The sequence below is a fragment of the Enterobacter sp. MGH 4 genome, assembly GCF_000534735.1.
GTDB classification, from domain to species: domain Bacteria; phylum Pseudomonadota; class Gammaproteobacteria; order Enterobacterales; family Enterobacteriaceae; genus Enterobacter; species Enterobacter intestinihominis.
In genome coordinates, this window is the sequence record NZ_KI973293.1 from 246,140 (window position 1) to 264,997 (window position 18,858).

An 18,858-nucleotide genomic window follows, 5' to 3' on the forward strand; every position below is an offset into this window, starting at 1 on the left:
GGCCCGGTAAGCGAAGCGCCACCGGGCGAGCAGACGGCTACTTAAACAACGCGTGCACGTTGTTCTGCTTGTAATTGAGTGTCGGGTGCAGCTCGTCGAGCTCGAAAGACAGCGCCAGATAGCGGGCGGTCATCAGCGCTGCAAAATGCGTTTTGATCAGCGCAAACAGCATTTCACCGACCTCTTTCCGGCTCTCCAGACTGCGCCCGGCGCCGATTTTGAGCGTCATATGCACAAAGGCGTAATCGTGCTTGCCGTCGGCCATCTGCCAGGTGTCCAGCCAGTGGGCGCGGCTGCGGATACCGCCGAGCGGGAAAATACCCGTGGCGGCGAGCGCCTCGTTCACTTTGGCAAACAGCCCCGGCAGGTCGGCCTGCTCGCGGATGTTGTCGGTACATTCAGCAATAAAGTGCGGCATGGTGGCTCCTTACGCGGGCAGCGGGAAAACGGCGTTGACCTGGCCGGTGCCGGAGCTGGCGAACAGCTCGGTGAGAAACTCCACCTTACCGTCGTAGTTGTCCCAGCCGAGCATCCCCAGCAGCATCACCGTGTCGTGCATGTTGCCTTCGCCGTAGCAGTAGTCGGCGTACTCCGGCAGCATGCTGCAAAACTCTTTGAACTGCCCCTCGCGCCACAGCTTCACTACCCGCTCATCCATCTGGCGGTCAAACTCGCGGGTATAGCTGTTCATCCCTTCCTCCGCGCGCTGGTCGTCGATAAAGCGGTGCGACAGCGAGCCGCTGGCGAGCACCGCCACGGTGCCGTCGTATTTTTCGATGGCGCTGACGATGGCCTCGCCCAGCCTACGGCTGTCGGCGAAGTCGTGAACCGTACAGAACGCCGAGATGGAGACCACTTTGAAGTGCTTATCCGCGTTCATGTAGCGCATCGGCACCAGCGTGCCGTACTCCAGCTTGAGGCTCGGGATGTTGTGCGCCTTGGCGCGCACGCCAAGCTTCACCGCTTCGTCGGCGATCAGCTGGCCGAGTTCCGGGTTGCCGTCGTAGTCGTAGGTCATGTCGCGAATAAAATGCGGCAGCTCGTTGCTGGTGTAGACGCCTGAAAAATGGTCCGCACAGTTGATGTGATACGCGCTGTTCACCAGCCAGTGGGTGTCGAAGACGATAATGGTATCGACGCCCAGCTCGCGGCAGCGCTTGCTGATCTCTTTATGCCCGTCGATGGCTGACTGGCGGCAGCCGTGGTTTTTGCCCGGCAGTTCAGAGAGATACATTGACGGCACGTGGGTGATTTTTGCTGCTAAGGCTAATTTTCCCATGATCAGATCCCCCATTTTGGAATCGGATGGTCGCCCATGGAGATACAGACGTTTTTCATCTCCGCGAAGACCTCGAAGCTGTACTCGCCGCCCTCACGCCCGGTGCCGGAGGCCTTCACGCCGCCAAACGGCTGGCGCAGGTCGCGCACGTTCTGGGTGTTGACGAACACCATGCCCGCTTCGATGTTGCGCGCCAGACGCAGCACTTTGCTGACGTCCTGCGTCCAGATGTACGACGCCAGGCCATACTCCACGTCGTTTGCCAGGCGCAGGCCTTCCGCTTCGTCCTTAAACGGCAGCAGGCAGGCCACCGGCCCGAAGATCTCTTCCTGCGCCACGCGCATGCGGTTATCGACATCCGCCAGCACGGTCGGGCGCAGGAAATTGCCGCCTTTCAGGTGCGCAGGCAGATCGGTCGGTTTGTCCGGGCCGCCCGCCAGCAGGGTTGCCCCCTCTTCAATGCCGAGGCGGATGTAGCCGGAGACCTTCTCCCAGTGCTGCTTGCTGATCAGCGCGCCAATCTGGGTGTTCGGATCGGTCGGGTCGCCCACGCGCAGGCGGCTGGCGCGCTCGGCAAAGCGTTTGACGAACTCCGGGTAGATGCTCTGCTGGATGAAGATGCGCGAGCCGGCGGTGCAGCGTTCGCCGTTGATGGAGAAGATGGTGAACAGGGCGGCGTCCAGCGCGCGCTCAATGTCCGCGTCTTCAAAAATCAGCACCGGAGATTTGCCGCCCAGCTCCATGGAATACTTCTTCAGCCCGGCGTTTTTCATGATGTTACGCCCGGTGGCGGTGCCGCCGGTGAAGGAGACGGCGCGCACGTCATGATGACGCACCAGCGCGTCGCCCGCCGTGGCGCCATAGCCCTGCACTACGTTCAGAACGCCCGCCGGAATGCCCGCCTCCAGCGCCAGCTCGCCCAGACGGTCGGCGGTCAGCGGGGAGAGCTCGGACATCTTCAGCACCGCGGTGTTACCCAGCGCCAGGCACGGCGCGACCTTCCAGGTGGCGGTCATAAACGGCACGTTCCACGGCGACACCAGCGCACAAACGCCTACCGGCTGCACGAGGGTGTAGTTGAGCATCTTCTCATCGACCGGGTAGGTTTTGCCGTTCATCTGCTGGCACACCTCGGCAAAGAACTCAAAGTTGTGCGAGGCGCGTGGAATGAGCACGTTTTTGGTCTGGTGGATCGGCAGGCCGGTGTCGGCGGTCTCCATCGCGGCAATGTCCGGCACGTTCTGGTCAATCAGATCCCCCAGGCGACGCATCAGGCGCGCACGCTCCTTCATCGGCAGGTTGGCCCATTTCGGGAACGCCTCTTTGGCGGCGGCAACGGCCTGATGGATTTCGGCTTCGCCGCCAGAGGCCACTTCTGCCAGCACCTCGCCGGAGGCCGGATTAGTGGTTTGGAAGTACTCACTTCCGGCGACGTTTTTCCCGTTGATCCAGTGGTTAATCTTTTTCATTTTGCAGTCTCCTCACTGACAATTCGGTTTACCAGGCGGCCTACGCCTTCCACTTCCACTACCACCTCATCGCCCGGTACCACGTCGGACAGCCCCTTCGGCGTGCCGGTGGCAATCATGTCGCCCGGTTGCAGGGTCATGAAATCGCTCAGATACGCAATCAGGAATGGGATGCTGAAAATGAGATCGGCGGTGGTGCCTTCCTGACGCAGTTCACCGTTGACGTAGGTGCGAAGACGAAGGTTGTGCGGGTCAGGGATGGCTTCTTTTGGCACTACGTTCGGGCTGATGGGGGTCAGCCCGTCGCGGCTTTTCACCCGCAGGTTCGGGCGATAGTAGTTTTCGAGATAATCGCGGATGGCGTAGTCGTTGCACACCGTGTAGCCCGCAACATAGTCCATCGCCTCGGCTTCGCTGACCTTACGCGTGGTTTTACCGATGACCACCACCAGCTCGGCTTCGTAATGCATGTATTCAATGTTGTTTGGGCGCACCGAGGTCTGGTTGTCGCCGTTAAAGGTGTTCGGCGCTTTGATAAACACCAGCGGCTCGGTGGGCGGTTTGAAGTCCAGCTCGCTGGCGTGATCGGCGTAGTTCAGGCCGAGGGCGAACAGCGTGGCGTGCGGCGGCGTGCGCGAAGCGATGGCAACGTCGCGTTCCTCCACCACCGGGTTTTCCAGCGGCGGAAATCCCTCTGCCAGAATGCGTACCCGATCGCCCGGGCGAATTTCGACGCGGCTTTGCGGGGTACCGAGCAATATCGCATCGCCGGGGTTCAGGGTGGCAAATTCGCTCAGGGCGCTCAGCAGTTCGGCGGCGTTGCGGTGCAGATCGGCCGTGTTCCAGTGGTCCGCTTCGCGACCGTTGATCTCGGTGATGATGGTCAGGTTGTCCACGTTATCAACGGCGACAGGTTCGCCGAGCGGGCAAAATCCATCCCGGCATTTGGCTTTAATAGCCGGGCGGTAGAAGTTCTCTTCCGGCAGGCTGATTTCGTTGGCCAGCGCGTAGCCGGCGATGTACGCCGCCGCCTCTTCAACGCGTACTTTGCTGGCGGTTTTGCCCACCACCAGCGCCACCGTTGCGCCGCTTAACACGGTTTCTCCCTGCGGGAAGGGAATCGGCTCGCCTGCGCGAATAACGGTGTTATGTGGCTTGATAAACCACACCGCCGTTTTTGGCGGCGCGTTATAGGGGGCTTTTTCAAACGCCTCAGCCCAGGCCGCACGCTGGCTTTGGTGGTTTAGCGCTACGGCAAAAACAGTACCTTTCATTCCCATACTCCTCAAACCGGCTGTCCGGTTTTGATTTCATTAATATGTTAATGATCTGGTTTTATGCTTTTGCTGTTCGTTTCGCAATCAGAAGTGAATAATTTGTGATATGAATAACAATAAATTTACATCAATGGGTTAATTATCATTTAAATCAATGCATTAAAAAAATGACGTTGTTTCTGTTAGACTTTTTGGGTTACAACGTATTGTCTATAAAAGCATCTGTTTTAAATTGTTTACTTGTTAATGATGTAAGGGGAAGGTGATGCATGATTCATTAACCATCGCGCTGTTGCAGGCGCGTGAAGCGGCGATGGGCTACTTCCGCCCGATAGTGAAACGGCATAATCTGACTGAACAGCAGTGGCGTATCGTCCGCGTATTGGTCGAGCATCCCTCAATGGATTTTCACGATCTGGCGTTCCGCACCTGCATTTTGCGCCCAAGCCTGACCGGCATTCTGACGCGGATGGAGCGCGACGGTCTGGTGCTGCGCTTAAAGCCGGTGAATGACCAGCGCAAGCTGTACGTATCGCTGACGAAAGAAGGCAACGCGCTGTACCAGCGTGCTCAGGCTCAGGTGGAAGAGGCGTACCAGCAGATTGAGGCGGAATATACCCCGGAGAAGATGAAGCAGCTCACGGCGCTGCTGGAAGAGTTTATTGAACTCGGAAACCGACATATTGCCGCGCGGGACGAAGAGTAAAAACCCTAAAATCCAGGATGATTTTCGTAAAGTTTTCCCTTTCCAGGCCGAAAATTCTGTATCTGTCTGAGGAAAGAGAAAACATGTTAAATCGTATCAAGATTGTCACCAGCTTACTGCTGGTTTTAGCGATATTTGGCCTTTTACAACTCACATCCGGTGGTCTTTTCTTCAATGCCCTGAAGCATGACAAAGAGAATTTCACCATTCTGCAAACCATTCGCCAGCAACAATCCACCCTGAACGGTAGCTGGGTGGCGCTGCTGCAAACCCGTAACACCCTGAACCGCGCGGGTATCCGCTACATGATGGATCAGAACAATATCGGCAGCGGCTCAACCGTCGCCGAGCTGATGCAGATTGCCTCTGCGTCTCTGAAACAGGCGGAAAAAAACTGGGCGGATTACGAAGCACTTCCGCGTGACCCGCGTCAGAGCGACGCTGCGGCACTGGAAATCAAACGTAATTACGATATCTACCACGGCGCGCTGGCCGAGCTGATCCAGCTGCTGGGGGCGGGCAAGATCAACGAGTTCTTCGACCAGCCGACCCAGAGCTATCAGGATGGCTTTGAGAAGCAGTACGTCAGCTATCTGCAACAAAACGACGCGCTCTATCAGACCGCGGTTGAAGACAGCAACAGCTCTTACCGCCAGGCTATCTGGGTGCTGATTAGCGTGCTGGCTGCGGTGCTGGTGGTGATTGTTGCCGTCTGGCTGGGTATTCGTCAGGCACTGATTTCGCCGCTGAACCGTCTGATTGACAGCATTCGTCATATCGCCAGCGGCGACCTGGTGAAGCGCATCGACGTGGAAGGCTCCAACGAGATGGGTGAACTGGCTGACTCCCTGCGCCATATGCAGGGCGAGCTGGTGCGTACCGTGGGTGACGTGCGTAACGGCGCAAACGCCATTTACAGCGGTGCGAGCGAAATCTCGATGGGCAATAACGATCTCTCATCCCGTACCGAGCAGCAGGCTGCCTCTCTGGAAGAGACCGCCGCCAGTATGGAACAGCTGACCGCCACCGTGAAGCAGAACGCCGAGAATGCCCGTCAGGCGAGCAACCTGGCCCTGAGCGCATCCGAAACCGCGCAGAAAGGCGGGAAAGTGGTGGATAACGTGGTGCAGACCATGCGCGACATCGCCGGCAGTTCGCAGAAAATCGCCGATATTATCAGCGTGATCGACGGGATTGCTTTCCAGACCAATATTCTGGCGCTGAACGCGGCGGTAGAAGCGGCACGTGCGGGCGAGCAGGGCCGCGGCTTTGCGGTGGTTGCAGGTGAAGTACGAAACCTGGCGCAGCGCAGCGCCCAGGCGGCTCGCGAGATCAAGAGCCTGATTGAAGACTCCGTGGGGCGCGTGGAATTGGGATCAACGCTGGTAGAAAGCGCCGGTGAAACCATGGGTGAGATCGTGAATGCGGTAACGCGCGTGACGGACATCATGGGCGAAATCGCGTCTGCGTCTGATGAGCAGAGCCGCGGTATCGACCAGGTGGGGCTGGCGGTGGCGGAGATGGATCGCGTGACCCAGCAGAACGCCTCGCTGGTGGAAGAGTCTGCGGCGGCCGCGGCGGCACTGGAAGAGCAGGCGAGCCGTCTGACGCAGGCCGTTGCGGTGTTCCGTATTCAGCAGGAACAGATGAAGGCGCGCGAGTTCGCCTCCGCGAAAAGCGTTGTCGCACCGGTAGTGGCGCGTAAACCGGCGACCGCAGATGCGGGCGATAACTGGGAAACGTTCTGACGTTGTGCGTTTCGCCGGGTGGCGGCTGCGCCTTACCCGGCCTACGGGATGTGCGTTTTGCCGGGTGGCGGCTGCGCCTTACCCGGCCTACGGGATGTGCGTTTTGCCGGGTGGCGGCTACGCCTTACCCGGCCTACGGATTGTGGGTTTTGCCGGGTGGCGGCTGCGCCTTACCCGGCCTACTGATTGGGGGTTTTGTCGGGGGCGGCTGCGTCTGACCTGGCCTGCGGAATTGGGTTTTGTAGGCCCGGTAAGCGCAGCGCCACCGGGCGATTTTACAGAGGCAGGCGCATGGCGCAGCGGGAACCATACGCTAAACCGTGTGCCGTCTCTTCTTCACGTTTCTGGCGCATTTCCGGCGTCAGCGTCGTCATCATTTCAAACCCTAATCGCCTGTAGTAGGGCGCGTTCCACGGGACATCACGAAACGTCGTTAACGTCAGCAAGGTTAGCCCCAGCGTGCGGGCATGCTCTGCGACACGGTTAATCAACCGGCGTCCGAGACCTCGTCCCTGCCAGTCCAGATGAACCGAAAGTTCCACAATAAACAGCGAAGATGGCTGGGCTTCGGCGAGAATAAAGCCCACGGGCCTGTCGTCAGCCAGCGCCAGCCAGCTTAATCCGTGTCCGGCGTAACCGAGGTGATCTTCAACGGAAATAACCTCGCTGTCTGCCAGCCAGGCCAGCTCAGGAACGTCGCGAAATCGCTGCCCCGCCGCGCGTTCAATGGCGGGCAGGGCAGCGACGTCGTCGATGCGCGTCGGGCGAAGGGTGAACGCCGTCATCAGCCAGCGCTGCTCACAATTTTAATCTCCACCATGCCGATTCCCAGCTTGCGCGGAGCGTGACCGAGAATATTCCCTTCGTTAGTGGACTGCGGCTCGGGCGGCACAATGACCAGCGTATTGCTGCGCGTGGGGTTATCGAAATGCAGCGTGCTGGTGGTGACATCATTGCTCAGCGTCAGCATCTGTTCTTTATCGCCGACGCGCACCGGCACAGGACGGTTTGCGTTGGGACCAAATGCCCTGGCGGTGATCACCAGATCGAATTTCTCCGGCAGCGGATGGGTATACTCAATTTTCACCTCATCACCTAACTGCGCGTTAGACCAGCGCCCCCAGGATTCGGGACGTGAAATACCGCTGAACTGCTTCACCTCTTCAGGCGCGCCGGCAACGTTAAAGATAAAGCTGTCAGCTTTATAACGGATGTCGTTGTCGACGATTTTCAGCAGGTCAACGTTGCGCTGATAGCGTGCGGTATCAATGACCGTATCTTTAAACGCGGTTTTCCCCTGCCACTGCGGTTTATCAACGTGTTGCACGGTCTGCTCGCCGCCGAGTTGCCCCTGTGAGACGCACCAGTCGGTGGACAGTGACAGCTCTTGTGACCAGAGCTGGCCCATTTTGTAGCATTTATCGACCCAGACGAAATTATCGCGCGGGGCGAATTCCGCCAGCTGGAAGCGCAGTGGCGCGGAGTATTCGCTTTCCGGCAGCGGCTCGACGCGGTTATCCGACACGCGCAGCAGCAGAGGCAGGCGGAAATGGCTGCCGGAGAACGCGATCATTTTTTTATCCTGATCGATGGTGAAGTCGTTTATCTCTTTCGGGAAGTTCCACAGGCGAATGATATCCGGCTTCCAGGCGAGGATTTTTTCCTTCATGTTGAGGAAGATTTCCGACAGGGACTGGCCCGACAACGTACTGCGGCCCAGGCCAATGAAGTTATCGCCACCCAGAATATCCAGCACGGTAGCGCCGTTATCCATCGAGTTACGTTTAGCGGCAATGATCTCCTGCTGCGGTTTATCGCCGCGCAGCACAAAGAACAGGTTGCTGCGATCCAGCTTATTCAGCTCATCCCAGGCGCTGTTTTTCATCGCCAGATGGTCAGATGAAACGACGATGACCGTATTTTTGAAATACGGCGACGCTTTGATTTTCTCGATTAACGCCGCGATATGTTCCTGGCTACAGGTCACAGCGCTGAACGACTTGTTGTTTTTACCGTCAATGTCGTAGCCCTGACGTTTACAGGTGCGTGAGACGAAACCATCCGGATGATGCGTGTCGACGGTCAACGCAAACAGCGAGAAGCGTTTACCGGCGCGGGAAAGCTCCTCGAATTTCTTCCAGGTTTCATCCAGAACGGTATCGTCGTAAAAGCCCCAGTCGTTGCGGTAGGCCGGATCGGCGACCGTGGTTTTCAGCTCTTCGGAACCATATAAGTGATCGAAACCGTGGGATCTCAGGAACACATCTTTCCCGGCAAAACGCAGGTTAGCGCCCTGCATAAAGTAGTTTTCATAGCCCGAGTTTTTCAGGATATCGCCGAGGCAAATGTTCTGCGGGAAGAAGCTCGACATCGAGGCGGAGGCGTTGCCTTCAAACGGAGCGAACAGCGGAATGCCGCACTGGGAGGCCACCATCCCGGCGATGGTGTAATCCGTGCCAGGCAGTTGCATGGTGTGGCTGAAGTCGAGGCCCTGGTTTTTCAGCGCGCCAAGCTCTGGCGTCAGGTTCGGGAAAGCATCGTTATCAAAATAGGTGCGTTCCAGACTTTCGCCGTAGATATAGACCAGGTTGAGTCTGGGATTGTCGATCTTCTTCGAGGGTTCTTTGTAATAGGCCGCAAAGTCCGGGTCACCATCGCGCGACTGGGATTTTACCAGCTCGGTAATTTGATGGAAGGCCGGGCTGGCATCCACGGAGGCCAGCGCCAGGCACAGCGCCAGCAGGCTGTAGCCATGATGATGCGGACGGTGACGGCGACGGCGCAGAACCCAGGCCAGCGCGGCGAAGATACCCACAAGGGCGACCACCAGCCCCAGACCCGGAAGGATGTACTTACCCACACCAGCGCCGGTCAGGCTGTTGGTCAACGTGTAGAGCACCGCGTCGTTAATACCGTCGCCGGTAAAGTAATCGCTGGCATATAACGTAATGTTTAAAACAATAAAAATACCGAGCACCACCAGGGTGGCCACAAACCACCAGGTGTGACGACCGGCTTTCCAGGCATAAACGCCGATGGAAGCCAGGAAAAGGACAAGGGACATTAACTCTGACAACAGCAGATCCTCATCATGCCGGACGCTTAGCCGGCTAATTGCTTATTTTTTGGGTAATACAATGTAATTGCGATGTCGCTTAGCTGCAATTTTAGTGTCACGAAAGTGTGCTGTTGTTAGGATTTGGTTTATAAAATCGGATTTTTGAATACAGTCGCATCGTGGCATACGGAGGCTGAGGTGGTGGCAGGGGGTAAAAAAACGCACTTCACGCCGCGGTATAAGACTAATGTAATAAACGCGGCGTGTTGTGGCAGAAAAAGGGGGACAATCAGGAGAGGAAATTAACGCCTTGTTTCAGCACCAGATCGCAGGCTTTCGTTTTCACCTGTTTCGCCAGAGATGAATTTCCAAGGGTGCTGAGGTTCAGCTGCTGACCATTTTGCGCGTTAAGCAGGCCCTGAATACCGTCCATATAGTTGGTGTCCGCTTTCTGCTCCTGGGTGTCCAGTCCCAGTTTACCCAACACCTGGTTTTTGATGTTTTCGGTATCGGTGACGGAAGCCAGTTTCTGCTTCGCGCAGTATTCCAGAATACCCGCGGCGTTGTTCATCGTTCCGGCACTCAGGCTTTGGGAGCTGTTGCCCAGCAGGCCGGTGAGGGACGAGGCTGACAGTCCGCCCTGGGACGTGCCGCTCTCTTTGGTTAACTCACTTGCTGCGCTGGAGAGCGACTCCTGCCATGATGCGGCCGGCGCTGCGCCAGTCACCAGCAGGGCGCCAGTAAGGATGCTGATAAGAAATTGTTTTTTCATAATGATTTACTCAACAAGGTCCGTTTTGGGCCAGAAGTGGGTTCAGTATATACCTCTGCTCTTCCGGCGCTCCCTGGAAATATCTTAATACTCTTTGCCGGTGACGCGGCTGCGGTAGCTGTCCCAGTCGAAGATGACGTACAGGCTGTTACCCAGCTTCATGCGATCCATCACCCGCTCGCCAAGAAGTCGGGTCATCTCGTCGATATTGTGGTTCGTCAACATACCGGTTGGGCGTTTTGACGACGAACGGCGATCGACAATCTGGTTGATGATCACTTTTTCGTAGCGGGACTCCGTCTGGACACCGATCTCGTCGATGACCAGCAAATCCACGTTACTTAAATCATTCAGCAACTGTTCTTCGCTGGTTTCGCGATTACTGAAGGTGTCTTTCATGGCGGACATAATATCGGCCACGGTGATAATCAGCACTGACTTCCCGCGCAGCAGCAGCTCGTTGCAGATAGCGGCGGCGAGGTGATTTTTCCCGGTGCCGGGTTTTCCGCTAAAGATGAAGCTGGCGATGTTGCCGTCAAATTCATCCACGTACTGGCGCGCCTGGTTAAGGGCGTTCATCTGCCCCTGAGACTCGACCTTATAATTCTCGAAGGAGCAGTTCTGGTGCAGAGGGCGAATGCCCGAGCGGTTAAAGGTGCGCTGCATTTTCATCGCGCGGTTTTCGCGGGCGAGGGCTGCCGCGCGAATTTTACCCTGCTCTTTTTGCCATGCCAGCAGCTCTTCACCGGTGGTGAAGGCGGGCTTCACGTTGGCAGGCATCATCTTCTGCAAACGTTTCATCAGGTCGCCGACGTTTTTCATTTCGCACCTCGGAATCCATCAGGGATTTTTTTGTCCGGTTCTGAAAAAGCATTGATATCACGTTTTGGCTGGCCGTTGTTGCTGGCGCGGTTGATTTGCAGACTGCGCGCGAATTTTTGCTGCCACTGAACATGGTGGAAGACTTTTCCTTCAGCTTGCCAGTATGCGGTAAAGGCTGCCAGCTCTTCCGGTGTTGCGGGCTGCGAGAGGGCTATTCCCCATAAGGCCGCCTGCCGCTGAAAATCGGCGTCCGGCTGCCAACCGGCGTACATGGGAAATTTCCCCATTGGAACGGCCACCGGGGCGCTGGCGGGTTCGTCAAAAAACTGATTATCCAGCATGACATCGCTCGCCGGGCGCGACAGCTTCGCTTCAATTTCCAGAAGCTGCGCCAGACGTTCCGGCGTGACCGCATAAAACGCCGGGGCGTTGTCGGCAAATACCGCGAGCGTGCCGCCTTCGGCGTGCGTCAACACACCGCGAGGATCGCGCATAAAGGCATCAATGCCAGCAATGCTGGTGGTCAGAATTCTGGAGGACATAACACTTTCTCAACTGATTACTACGGGCGTGATTGAGGGTTATGGTAGCACAGAGAGAGGGGAGGAAAGGAGAGGATTTCCCCGGTGGCGTTACGCTTACCGGGGCTAAAATCACAGGGGCTGGTTACGCGATGATGTTCAGCGTCACGTCGATATTGCCGCGCGTCGCGTTAGAGTACGGACAGACGATGTGCGCCGCATCCACCAGTTTTTTGGCTTCCGCTGCGTCCATCCCTTCAACGTGGATGTTCAGCTTCGCTTCGATACCAAAACCGGTTGGCAGCGGGCCGATCCCTACTTCGCCTTCAATAAAAGCGTCTTTTGGCAGAGCGAATTTATCGCGTGCCGCAACGAACTTCATTGCGCCCAGGAAGCAGGCGGAGTAGCCCGCAGCGAACAGCTGTTCAGGGTTGGTTACTTCACCCCCCATGCCGCCCATCTCTTTTGGCACACCCAGTTTGACATCCAGAACGCCATCGGAAGACGTGGCGCGGCCATCACGGCCTCCGGTTGCTTTGGCTTTGGCAGTGTAGACAACTTTTTCTAAAGACATGGCAGGTTCCTCATCTTACGTTTATATGCGCTATTAAATAGCGCGCGATGTTTTAAGTTAAAATTAGACGCGTAAAGTACAGCCTTACGCGTGATGCAGCTGTTGGCGCAAACTTTCGAGCTGTTGCTTGAGCGCCAGCATGGTGTCGGTATCACACTGCGCTGCACAGCCCACGGCGTGGGGTATCGTCACAGCCTGCTGTTGCAGCGCCCGACCCGCGTCGCTCAGGGTGACGGCGACCTGACGCTCATCCTGACGGGAACGCTGGCGGAGGATCAATCCTGCGCTTTCCAGGCGTTTCAGCAGGGGAGTCAGCGTGGCGGAATCCAGGAACAGCCGCTCGCCAATGTCTGACACCGTAATATCATCCTGTTCCCAGAGCACCAGCATCACCAGGTATTGCGGGTAGGTCAGGTTAAGCGGCGCCAGCAGTTGCCGGTACAGCTTGTTAAGCGCCAGATTTGCCGAATAGAGGGCAAAACAGAGCTGGTTATCCAGCAGAAGCGCGTTGGTGGTGTCGTTCGTTTTTGCGTCCATGAAATGAATATAGATAGTGCGCGATACAATTGCAAGCGATTTTATTATACGCGTGGACGTTTGCGGTAAAGCCATAAGCCGGGGATCGACAGGCCGATGGAGAGCGCACCCACGATCGACGAGGCTTTAAGGAAGTTGCTCAGGAGCAGGATCATCTGGGGTTCGCTGTAGCCAAAATGGCTGATTTTGACGGCGGAGATCATCGCCGTATAGGCTGAAATGCCCGGGAACATAGGAATCACTGCCGCCACGGTGAATACCTTCGGGTGCGCCAGATACCAGCGGGACCACTGAATACCGATGCTGCCAACCAGCATGGAGGCGATAAACGTCGACCATTCAATATTAAAGCCCGCTGTCATCATGATCATACGAGAGCCGTGGCCAATGGCACCCAGCAGCGCACACCAGGGTAATGCACGCTGTGGGACGTTAAACACCATCGCAAAACCAACGGCGGGAAGGGCAGACAAGAGCATGTCCTGTGCCAGTGCGAGCATAAAATCCATCACGCCCATCCGCGTAACCCCCAGAGTGTCATGGCCATTACCACCCCGATACAGGTCGCCAGCGTCAGCAGGCTGGCTATCGCCCAGCGCGCCAGACCGGTGTTGATATGGCCTTTGAACATATCAGCGACGGCATTAATTAAGGGAAAACCTGGCACCAGCAGCAATACGCTGGCGGCCATCGCAATAGTAGGCGTGCTGGCGAAGTAGGGCTGGCGCAAAAGCAGGCCGGATACGGTTGTCGCCACAAATGCCGTGATGCAGAAGTTAATTTGCGGATGTAGCTGTCTGTGCGTCAACAGCTGGCGGACATACATTGCGATGCTGCTGGCAAAGAAGGTCACGACAGCGCCGTCCCAGCCGCCCGCGTTGAGCTTGCAGAAGCAGGCGCAGGACAGTCCCACCATCAGCACAACCAGCCAGCGCGGATACCGGAGGGGTTTGATTTGATTGAAACGTTTTTCTATCTCCCGGAGATCGAGCAGCTTGTGTTCAGCAAGGATCACGATGTGCTGCACTTCCGTCACGACGTGCATGTTAATGCCGCGGTCATGATTTTTACGGGTGGAGGTCAGGCACTGTCCGTCTTTAATGGTGGTCAGCACAATGGCATTTGACGAGATGGAACTCTCAACGCTGTCCATCCCCAGCGCCAGCCCAAGGCGTGTGGAGAGCTCTTCGACGAGGGCGCTTTCTGCGCCGTGCTGTAAGAGAAAAAGCCCGCACTGAATACATAGCCGCGTGGTGGCACGTTGCGTAGACCGATCTGCCTGCATGAAACGCCCTGAAGAGAAGAGAGATTGCTTACTTTTAACACAAAGTGCAGGGCCCTTTGCGCTGGGCCAGATCAACATTTGTGCGATCAGTGGCGCGATGGGGGCGGAGGAAAGACAGCATTGTTATTTATTTAATGAATGTGAAATTAGGATTTATAAAAACAATATATTAAGTATTTCTAATTTCATATTTTCGATCTTTTCACGCAATTTGAATTAAATTTAAATGGTCTTTATGCGATATTAGGCCTGTATTGGGCGTTTCTTAACCCATGTGATATTTGTTCTATTTTGCGAGTATTAACCCGTTTGTACTTCGGAATGCAAACGTGTTTAACCTTGCAGGGTTAGTTCGTTCTTAAATAAAGAATTCATGACAGGGAGGGTCTATGTTGCCATTGAATGGTAAACACGGAGTGGTGATCAGCAGAGTACCGGTTATGCAAAATGGGTTAGGTGGCGTCATGTCGCGTCATTTTCCCGATTTTGAGATAACGTACTGCCGTTCGATGCAGGAGTTGACGTTATTACAATTGCGTCGCGCTGAGGTCGTTATTGCCGATATTTCGGGTGAGTATCGTAATCCACGCGGCACGCTTGAGCAATATTATGGGTTAATGAATCAGTACCGGGATATTCACTGGATATTCCTCGTTTCGCGCCCCCTTTATCCACTTGCAGTAGAGCTTCTTATGCGTCCGGAAAGCACGCTGCTTTCGGATATGGAACCCATTGAAGGCGTAATTAACGCTATTCGCGCGGGGAGTGAACGTGCCGAGCGAATAAGCCAGACGTTATTGATACCGGAAAATCCTGATATTGAAGAGGAGAGTGAGCAAATGATTGCGCTTACCCACTCTGAACGCAAGGTGTTGCGTTTGTTAGGTAAAGGTTGGGGAATCAACCAAATAGCCACGCTACTTAATAAAAGTAATAAAACGATCAGTGCACAGAAAAACAGTGCAATGCGTCGCTTATCACTTCGCAGTAATGCCGATATGTACGCGTGGATAAGCAGTACCCAGGGAATGCGAGAACTCAGTTTAATGTCGGCTTATGGAGAGTTTGAGGAATGGAAAAGACCACTGCAACAAAACATATCGCCGTCATCGAAAGCTGCTCAATGAGCGCTATGGGGCTGAAGCATCTTTTTGCGATGCCCGCCCTGAGCCATTACCAGGTGCACCTGTTTGCCAGATTTGACAACTTCAAAGCGGCGCTCTCGGAAATCTCATTCTTTGCCGTAATTTATTCATTGTCCGATGAGCGTGAGGAGCGGCGAAACTGTCTGGCCTGTTTGCGGGATCTTACCTTCACCCACAGCGACGTCAAGCGTATTGTGCTGGCCTCTGATGAAATGGAGGCGAGACTGGTCAGCCATCTTTCGCCTTCTCGCTTACATGGAATTATCAGTAAATCGGTTCCGCTGAAGCAGTTAATGGAGGGGCTGGAGACATTACTCAGCGAAACGCATCACGTGAACGACAACGTGTACAATCACTGGTGTGTGAGCCAGCATCGTATGCTAAGCCCAACTGAAAGGGCGATTCTGCGATATATGTCATCGGGTTTTTCGATCCCTGAAATTGCGGCACAGCTTGAACGCAATATCAAAACCATCCGTGCGCATAAGTTTAACGCAATGGTAAAGCTGGGCGTCAATTCTGATGTGGGATTACTGGATGCGGCAGATATCCTGGCGCATCTCCCGGTCAGGGAAATTCGCCGTTCCGCTCTCACCGTTCCTTCTTTCTCGTAGTGTTAAGTGATGCGCCAGAATTTTTCTGGCGCAACGTTCAAATACAGACATCAACCCATTTTGCTGCGGTCAGTTCCGCCATTCTGTCGGGCGATATACGCACCGCACTGTGGATGGCGCCCGCTGCGGGTAACACTTCGGCGTACTGTTTTAAAGTGATGTCACAGTAAACAGAGAGCGGATTTTCCAGTCCAAAAGGGCAGACGCCGCCAACAGGATGACCCGTCAGGGTTACTACCTCATCGCAGCTGAGCATGCGGGCTTTTGCGCCGAATGTCTCTTTGAGCTTTTTGTTATCCAGACGCGCATCGCCTTTTGCAACCACCAGAATCACATCATTTTTAATTTTCAGTGACAGCGTTTTGGCAATTTGGCCGGGTTCAACGTTGTGCGCGGCAGCAGCAAGGGCAACAGTCGCTGTGCTTTGGTTAAGCTCGATGATTTCTATATCCGGAGCGTGTTCGGCGAAAAACTGCTGTACAGACTGCAAACTCATTGATTCCTCCTGACAAATATCTTCCGTAATCTGTCATAAGAATTTAGTTGCTGTAAATATCCCTTAAGTAACAAATATCCGTCAGGGGCGATTTCTGGATCGCCTTCACATTCACAGAAACCGGTTACAGTAACCGGTTGCAGAGCGTGATGCAGAGATTAATACTGAGTGTGTAACTTCCCCTGTATCTAATAATAAGAGCTAATTATGAAACCATTCCGTTTGAGCAGTACCGCAGGTACACGATCCGGCAAGGTTGTGACGCTGATGTATGGAACAACGTGTGACGTGAGAACGTCCGAAACGAACGTCTGACAGGAGATCTGCTATGTCTGCCAACCATGCTGCATTTAATCTGATTTTCCGCTTCGTTGAAAATTATGTCAGCCCTATTGCCGGGCGCATCTCTTCCCAGCGTCACGTTATGGCGATTCGTGACGGGTTCATCTCGGCAATGCCGTTTATGATTGTCGGGTCGTTTTTATTAGTGTTCGCTTACCCACCTTTTTCGCCAGATACCACCTGGGGCTTTGCTCGCGCCTGGCTGGATATGGCGAAGCAGTTTGAAGGTCAAATTCTGACGCCGTTTGATATGACGATGGGGGTGATGTCCCTCTATATCTGTGCGGCTATCGCCTACAACCTGGGCAAACATTACGTTAAAACCCATCAGTTGGATCCGTTCATGTGCGCGATGCTGTCGCTGATGGCGTTCCTGCTGGTCGCCGCGCCTAAAACCAAAGGCGCCTTACCGGTTGATAGCCTTGGAGGGACCGGGATTTTCACCGCGATCCTGGTGGCGATTTACTGCGTTGAGATGATGCGTTTCCTGAAAGCACACAATATCGGGATCCGTCTGCCAGACCAGGTTCCGCCGATGATCAAAAACTCGTTTGACCTGCTGATCCCGGTGCTGGTGGTGGTGCTGACGCTTTATCCGCTGAGTCTGTTGATCCAGTCGCAGTTCGGTATGCTGATCCCACAGGCCATCATGTCGATATTCAAACCGCTGGTCTCTGCGGCGGACTCGCTGCCAGCGATCCTGCTGGCGGTGCTGATTGGCCACCTGCTGTGGTTTGCCGGGATCCACGGCGCAGCGATTGTCTCGGGTATGCTGCAAATGTTCTGGCTGACGAACCTGGGGGCGAACCAGACCGCGCTGGCGGCGAGCCTGCCTTTACCACACATCTTTATGGAAGCCTTCTGGACGTTCTTTATTGTGATCGGTGGGTCAGGAGCGACGATGGGGCTGGTGTTCTGTTACCTGCGTAGCCGCTCCGCGCACCTGCGCTCCATTGGACGTCTGAGCGTGGTGCCAAGCATTTTCAATATCAATGAACCGGTGATTTTTGGTACGCCGATTGTGATGAACCCGGTGTTCTTTATTCCTTTCCTGCTGGCGCCGATGGTCAATGCCGTGCTGGCATGGGCAGCGATGAAGTTTGATCTGATTGGCCGCGTGATTTCCGTTGTGCCGTGGACGGCACCGGCTCCGGTTGGTGCCGCCTGGGCGCTGGGCTGGGATTTCCGTGCAGCCATTCTGGTGCTGGTTTTGGCCTGCGTTTCCGCCATTATCTATTTCCCGTTCTTCAAGGTGTATGAGAAACAGTTGCTTCAGCAGGAAGCGGAAGAAGCACAGCGTAATGGGGAAGAGGAAAATCAGCAGGTCGCTTAGGTAAAAGCAAAACGGCAACGCAGGTTGCCGTTTTTAGTGTTTGTTCCCTCTCTCTGCGGGTTTCAGGCAGGGCCAGACTACTTAAGCGTGCAATCGCCGCACTGCTGGACATCCGGCAGACGGTAGCGCTGACAGCAGGTACGACGCACCAGAAGTCCCTCACGCGGAACCACGGTGCGGTAAAGAGGGTTATCCCGCCCATCCGACAGCTGTCTGGCAAAGAAACAGCTCTGACGCAGCGCATCCACTTTCTCGTCGCCGAGCAGCGGCTTCATCTCCGTTAAATACCAGTGGATAAGATACCCGGTATTACTCCAGATCAGTTTGCCGTTGATCTCCCCCGTCGCTTCCAGCGCATCAATGACCGGAACCAGCGCTCTTGTAATCAACCGTTCCATACGCGCCTGCGCTGACAGGTGACTCGCGCTCGGATCTTCGTGTACATCAATCCAGAAACAGGCGGCGCGTCCGGTCTCATGGAATTCGACGTGGAAATGTTCCGACGAGAGATCGAGCATCGTTTCCTGGGTCAACAGGGCCAGCATGACAGGCGGCACCATCAGCCCGATATACCATTGTGCCCAGAGGGAAAGCAGCGGTTTATTTTCCCGCGCCAGCGTCGGTTGGTTACGATAAATATGGTCGGAATAGGTTGCCAGCAGTGACCGCAGCTCGGCAGGTCGTTGCCACTGAGTCAGCGTCAGAGCATGATGCGGCGGTGCTTCATCCAGTTTGATGAAATCCAGCAGATGGGCGCGTGTTACGGCGATTTTTTCCCGAATGGCATCCGCAAGCGTCGTTTCTCCGGCGGAGAGTGGAGCTCGCCAGAGCAGTGGCTCAACGATGTGTGCGTTACGAGTCGCCATAGTGTGGATTACAA

The 18,858-nt window shown here is 55.3% G+C and carries 20 protein-coding genes; 5 read left to right on the plus strand and 15 right to left on the minus strand.

The genetic code is table 11. The features are described from left to right. Positions 1-37: 37 nt before the first annotated feature. The 4 genes from L350_RS09480 to hpaG are packed head-to-tail and all read right to left on the minus strand — an operon-like array spanning position 38 to position 4,022. Complete coding sequence (locus tag L350_RS09480) at positions 38-418, minus strand: 5-carboxymethyl-2-hydroxymuconate Delta-isomerase (protein WP_032625358.1); 381 nt, start codon at positions 416-418, stop codon at positions 38-40. Positions 419-427: 9 nt separating this feature from the next. Then, entirely contained in the window at positions 428-1,279 is an 852-nt protein-coding gene (gene hpaD / locus L350_RS09475) for a 3,4-dihydroxyphenylacetate 2,3-dioxygenase (protein ID WP_022646958.1), read from the minus strand. A gap of 2 nt (positions 1,280-1,281) precedes the next feature. Further along, positions 1,282-2,748 carry a 5-carboxymethyl-2-hydroxymuconate semialdehyde dehydrogenase gene (gene hpaE, locus L350_RS09470; RefSeq protein WP_032625361.1) on the minus strand — a complete coding sequence of 489 codons (1,467 nt, stop codon included), beginning with the start codon at positions 2,746-2,748 and terminating at the stop codon, positions 1,282-1,284. Continuing rightward, positions 2,745-4,022 (minus strand): 4-hydroxyphenylacetate degradation bifunctional isomerase/decarboxylase, encoded by a 1,278-nt coding sequence (gene hpaG / locus L350_RS09465; protein ID WP_032625363.1) that lies wholly within the window; start codon positions 4,020-4,022, stop codon positions 2,745-2,747. The genes hpaE and hpaG overlap by 4 nt, the downstream gene beginning before the upstream one ends. Before the next feature lie 268 nt (positions 4,023-4,290). Here hpaG and hpaR point away from each other — a divergent pair, with 268 nt between their 5' ends. Next, entirely contained in the window at positions 4,291-4,731 is a 441-nt protein-coding gene (gene hpaR, locus L350_RS09460) for a homoprotocatechuate degradation operon regulator HpaR (protein ID WP_032625365.1), read from the plus strand. 83 nt (positions 4,732-4,814) lie between these two features. Continuing rightward, the gene (gene tsr, locus L350_RS09455; protein WP_022646961.1) at positions 4,815-6,479 is read left to right on the plus strand and encodes a methyl-accepting chemotaxis protein; all 1,665 of its coding nucleotides are present in this window, start codon (positions 4,815-4,817) and stop codon (positions 6,477-6,479) included. A gap of 275 nt (positions 6,480-6,754) precedes the next feature. Here tsr and L350_RS09450 read toward each other — a convergent pair whose 3' ends face one another. From L350_RS09450 to L350_RS09410, 9 genes are all read right to left on the minus strand, one after another. Beyond that, positions 6,755-7,264 (minus strand): GNAT family N-acetyltransferase, encoded by a 510-nt coding sequence (locus L350_RS09450; RefSeq protein ID WP_032625367.1) that lies wholly within the window; start codon positions 7,262-7,264, stop codon positions 6,755-6,757. Then, positions 7,264-9,555, minus strand: coding sequence for a phosphatidylglycerol--membrane-oligosaccharide glycerophosphotransferase (opgB, locus tag L350_RS09445; RefSeq protein ID WP_032625371.1), 2,292 nt, complete (start codon positions 9,553-9,555; stop codon positions 7,264-7,266). Before opgB ends, L350_RS09450 begins: the two co-directional genes overlap by 1 nt. A gap of 271 nt (positions 9,556-9,826) precedes the next feature. Further along, complete coding sequence (locus L350_RS09440; RefSeq protein WP_032625373.1) at positions 9,827-10,309, minus strand: YjjA family protein; 483 nt, start codon at positions 10,307-10,309, stop codon at positions 9,827-9,829. Positions 10,310-10,393: 84 nt separating this feature from the next. Continuing rightward, positions 10,394-11,131 carry a replicative helicase loader DnaC gene (dnaC, locus tag L350_RS09435; RefSeq protein ID WP_003856580.1) on the minus strand — a complete coding sequence of 246 codons (738 nt, stop codon included), beginning with the start codon at positions 11,129-11,131 and terminating at the stop codon, positions 10,394-10,396. Then, positions 11,128-11,673 carry a primosomal protein DnaT gene (gene dnaT / locus L350_RS09430; protein WP_022646965.1) on the minus strand — a complete coding sequence of 182 codons (546 nt, stop codon included), beginning with the start codon at positions 11,671-11,673 and terminating at the stop codon, positions 11,128-11,130. Before dnaT ends, dnaC begins: the two co-directional genes overlap by 4 nt. Positions 11,674-11,797: 124 nt before the next feature. After that, the gene (locus L350_RS09425; RefSeq protein WP_003856578.1) at positions 11,798-12,226 is read right to left on the minus strand and encodes an organic hydroperoxide resistance protein; all 429 of its coding nucleotides are present in this window, start codon (positions 12,224-12,226) and stop codon (positions 11,798-11,800) included. Positions 12,227-12,310: 84 nt separating this feature from the next. Further along, positions 12,311-12,763 (minus strand): MarR family winged helix-turn-helix transcriptional regulator, encoded by a 453-nt coding sequence (locus L350_RS09420; protein WP_032625375.1) that lies wholly within the window; start codon positions 12,761-12,763, stop codon positions 12,311-12,313. 44 nt (positions 12,764-12,807) lie between these two features. Beyond that, the gene (locus L350_RS09415) at positions 12,808-13,281 is read right to left on the minus strand and encodes a threonine/serine exporter (protein WP_032621429.1); all 474 of its coding nucleotides are present in this window, start codon (positions 13,279-13,281) and stop codon (positions 12,808-12,810) included. Beyond that, positions 13,272-14,048 carry a threonine/serine exporter family protein gene (locus L350_RS09410; RefSeq protein WP_032625377.1) on the minus strand — a complete coding sequence of 259 codons (777 nt, stop codon included), beginning with the start codon at positions 14,046-14,048 and terminating at the stop codon, positions 13,272-13,274. Before L350_RS09410 ends, L350_RS09415 begins: the two co-directional genes overlap by 10 nt. A gap of 389 nt (positions 14,049-14,437) precedes the next feature. Between L350_RS09410 and L350_RS09405 the strand changes: the two genes are divergently transcribed. Beyond that, entirely contained in the window at positions 14,438-15,175 is a 738-nt protein-coding gene (locus tag L350_RS09405) for a helix-turn-helix transcriptional regulator (RefSeq protein ID WP_032625379.1), read from the plus strand. Then, complete coding sequence (bglJ, locus tag L350_RS09400) at positions 15,172-15,807, plus strand: DNA-binding transcriptional activator BglJ (protein WP_032625381.1); 636 nt, start codon at positions 15,172-15,174, stop codon at positions 15,805-15,807. The genes L350_RS09405 and bglJ overlap by 4 nt, the downstream gene beginning before the upstream one ends. Before the next feature lie 37 nt (positions 15,808-15,844). On the opposite strand, the gene L350_RS09395 is transcribed toward bglJ, so the two are convergent. After that, a complete protein-coding gene (locus L350_RS09395) occupies positions 15,845-16,303 on the minus strand; it encodes a YbaK/EbsC family protein (RefSeq protein WP_022646971.1) in 459 nt (152 codons plus the stop codon). A gap of 328 nt (positions 16,304-16,631) precedes the next feature. Here L350_RS09395 and L350_RS09390 point away from each other — a divergent pair, with 328 nt between their 5' ends. Then, positions 16,632-17,978: a PTS cellobiose transporter subunit IIC gene (locus tag L350_RS09390; protein WP_006810218.1), complete on the plus strand. Its 1,347-nt coding sequence runs from the start codon at positions 16,632-16,634 to the stop codon at positions 17,976-17,978. A gap of 77 nt (positions 17,979-18,055) precedes the next feature. Here L350_RS09390 and fhuF read toward each other — a convergent pair whose 3' ends face one another. Then, positions 18,056-18,844: a siderophore-iron reductase FhuF gene (gene fhuF / locus L350_RS09385; RefSeq protein WP_032625384.1), complete on the minus strand. Its 789-nt coding sequence runs from the start codon at positions 18,842-18,844 to the stop codon at positions 18,056-18,058. Positions 18,845-18,858 lie beyond the last annotated feature (14 nt).

Coding starts and splice junctions, on each gene's coding strand:
- L350_RS09480 (WP_032625358.1), bottom strand. CDS start 418: ATGCCGCACTTTATTGCTGAATGTACCGACAACATCCGCGAGCAGGCC.
- hpaD (WP_022646958.1), bottom strand. CDS start 1,279: ATGGGAAAATTAGCCTTAGCAGCAAAAATCACCCACGTGCCGTCAATG.
- hpaE (WP_032625361.1), bottom strand. CDS start 2,748: ATGAAAAAGATTAACCACTGGATCAACGGGAAAAACGTCGCCGGAAGT.
- hpaG (WP_032625363.1), bottom strand. CDS start 4,022: ATGAAAGGTACTGTTTTTGCCGTAGCGCTAAACCACCAAAGCCAGCGT.
- hpaR (WP_032625365.1), top strand. CDS start 4,291: ATGCATGATTCATTAACCATCGCGCTGTTGCAGGCGCGTGAAGCGGCG.
- tsr (WP_022646961.1), top strand. CDS start 4,815: ATGTTAAATCGTATCAAGATTGTCACCAGCTTACTGCTGGTTTTAGCG.
- L350_RS09450 (WP_032625367.1), bottom strand. CDS start 7,264: ATGACGGCGTTCACCCTTCGCCCGACGCGCATCGACGACGTCGCTGCC.
- L350_RS09440 (WP_032625373.1), bottom strand. CDS start 10,309: ATGAAAAAACAATTTCTTATCAGCATCCTTACTGGCGCCCTGCTGGTG.
- dnaC (WP_003856580.1), bottom strand. CDS start 11,131: ATGAAAAACGTCGGCGACCTGATGAAACGTTTGCAGAAGATGATGCCT.
- dnaT (WP_022646965.1), bottom strand. CDS start 11,673: ATGTCCTCCAGAATTCTGACCACCAGCATTGCTGGCATTGATGCCTTT.
- L350_RS09425 (WP_003856578.1), bottom strand. CDS start 12,226: ATGTCTTTAGAAAAAGTTGTCTACACTGCCAAAGCCAAAGCAACCGGA.
- L350_RS09420 (WP_032625375.1), bottom strand. CDS start 12,763: ATGGACGCAAAAACGAACGACACCACCAACGCGCTTCTGCTGGATAAC.
- L350_RS09415 (WP_032621429.1), bottom strand. CDS start 13,281: ATGGGCGTGATGGATTTTATGCTCGCACTGGCACAGGACATGCTCTTG.
- L350_RS09410 (WP_032625377.1), bottom strand. CDS start 14,048: ATGCAGGCAGATCGGTCTACGCAACGTGCCACCACGCGGCTATGTATT.
- L350_RS09405 (WP_032625379.1), top strand. CDS start 14,438: ATGTTGCCATTGAATGGTAAACACGGAGTGGTGATCAGCAGAGTACCG.
- bglJ (WP_032625381.1), top strand. CDS start 15,172: ATGAGCGCTATGGGGCTGAAGCATCTTTTTGCGATGCCCGCCCTGAGC.
- L350_RS09395 (WP_022646971.1), bottom strand. CDS start 16,303: ATGAGTTTGCAGTCTGTACAGCAGTTTTTCGCCGAACACGCTCCGGAT.
- L350_RS09390 (WP_006810218.1), top strand. CDS start 16,632: ATGTCTGCCAACCATGCTGCATTTAATCTGATTTTCCGCTTCGTTGAA.
- fhuF (WP_032625384.1), bottom strand. CDS start 18,844: ATGGCGACTCGTAACGCACACATCGTTGAGCCACTGCTCTGGCGAGCT.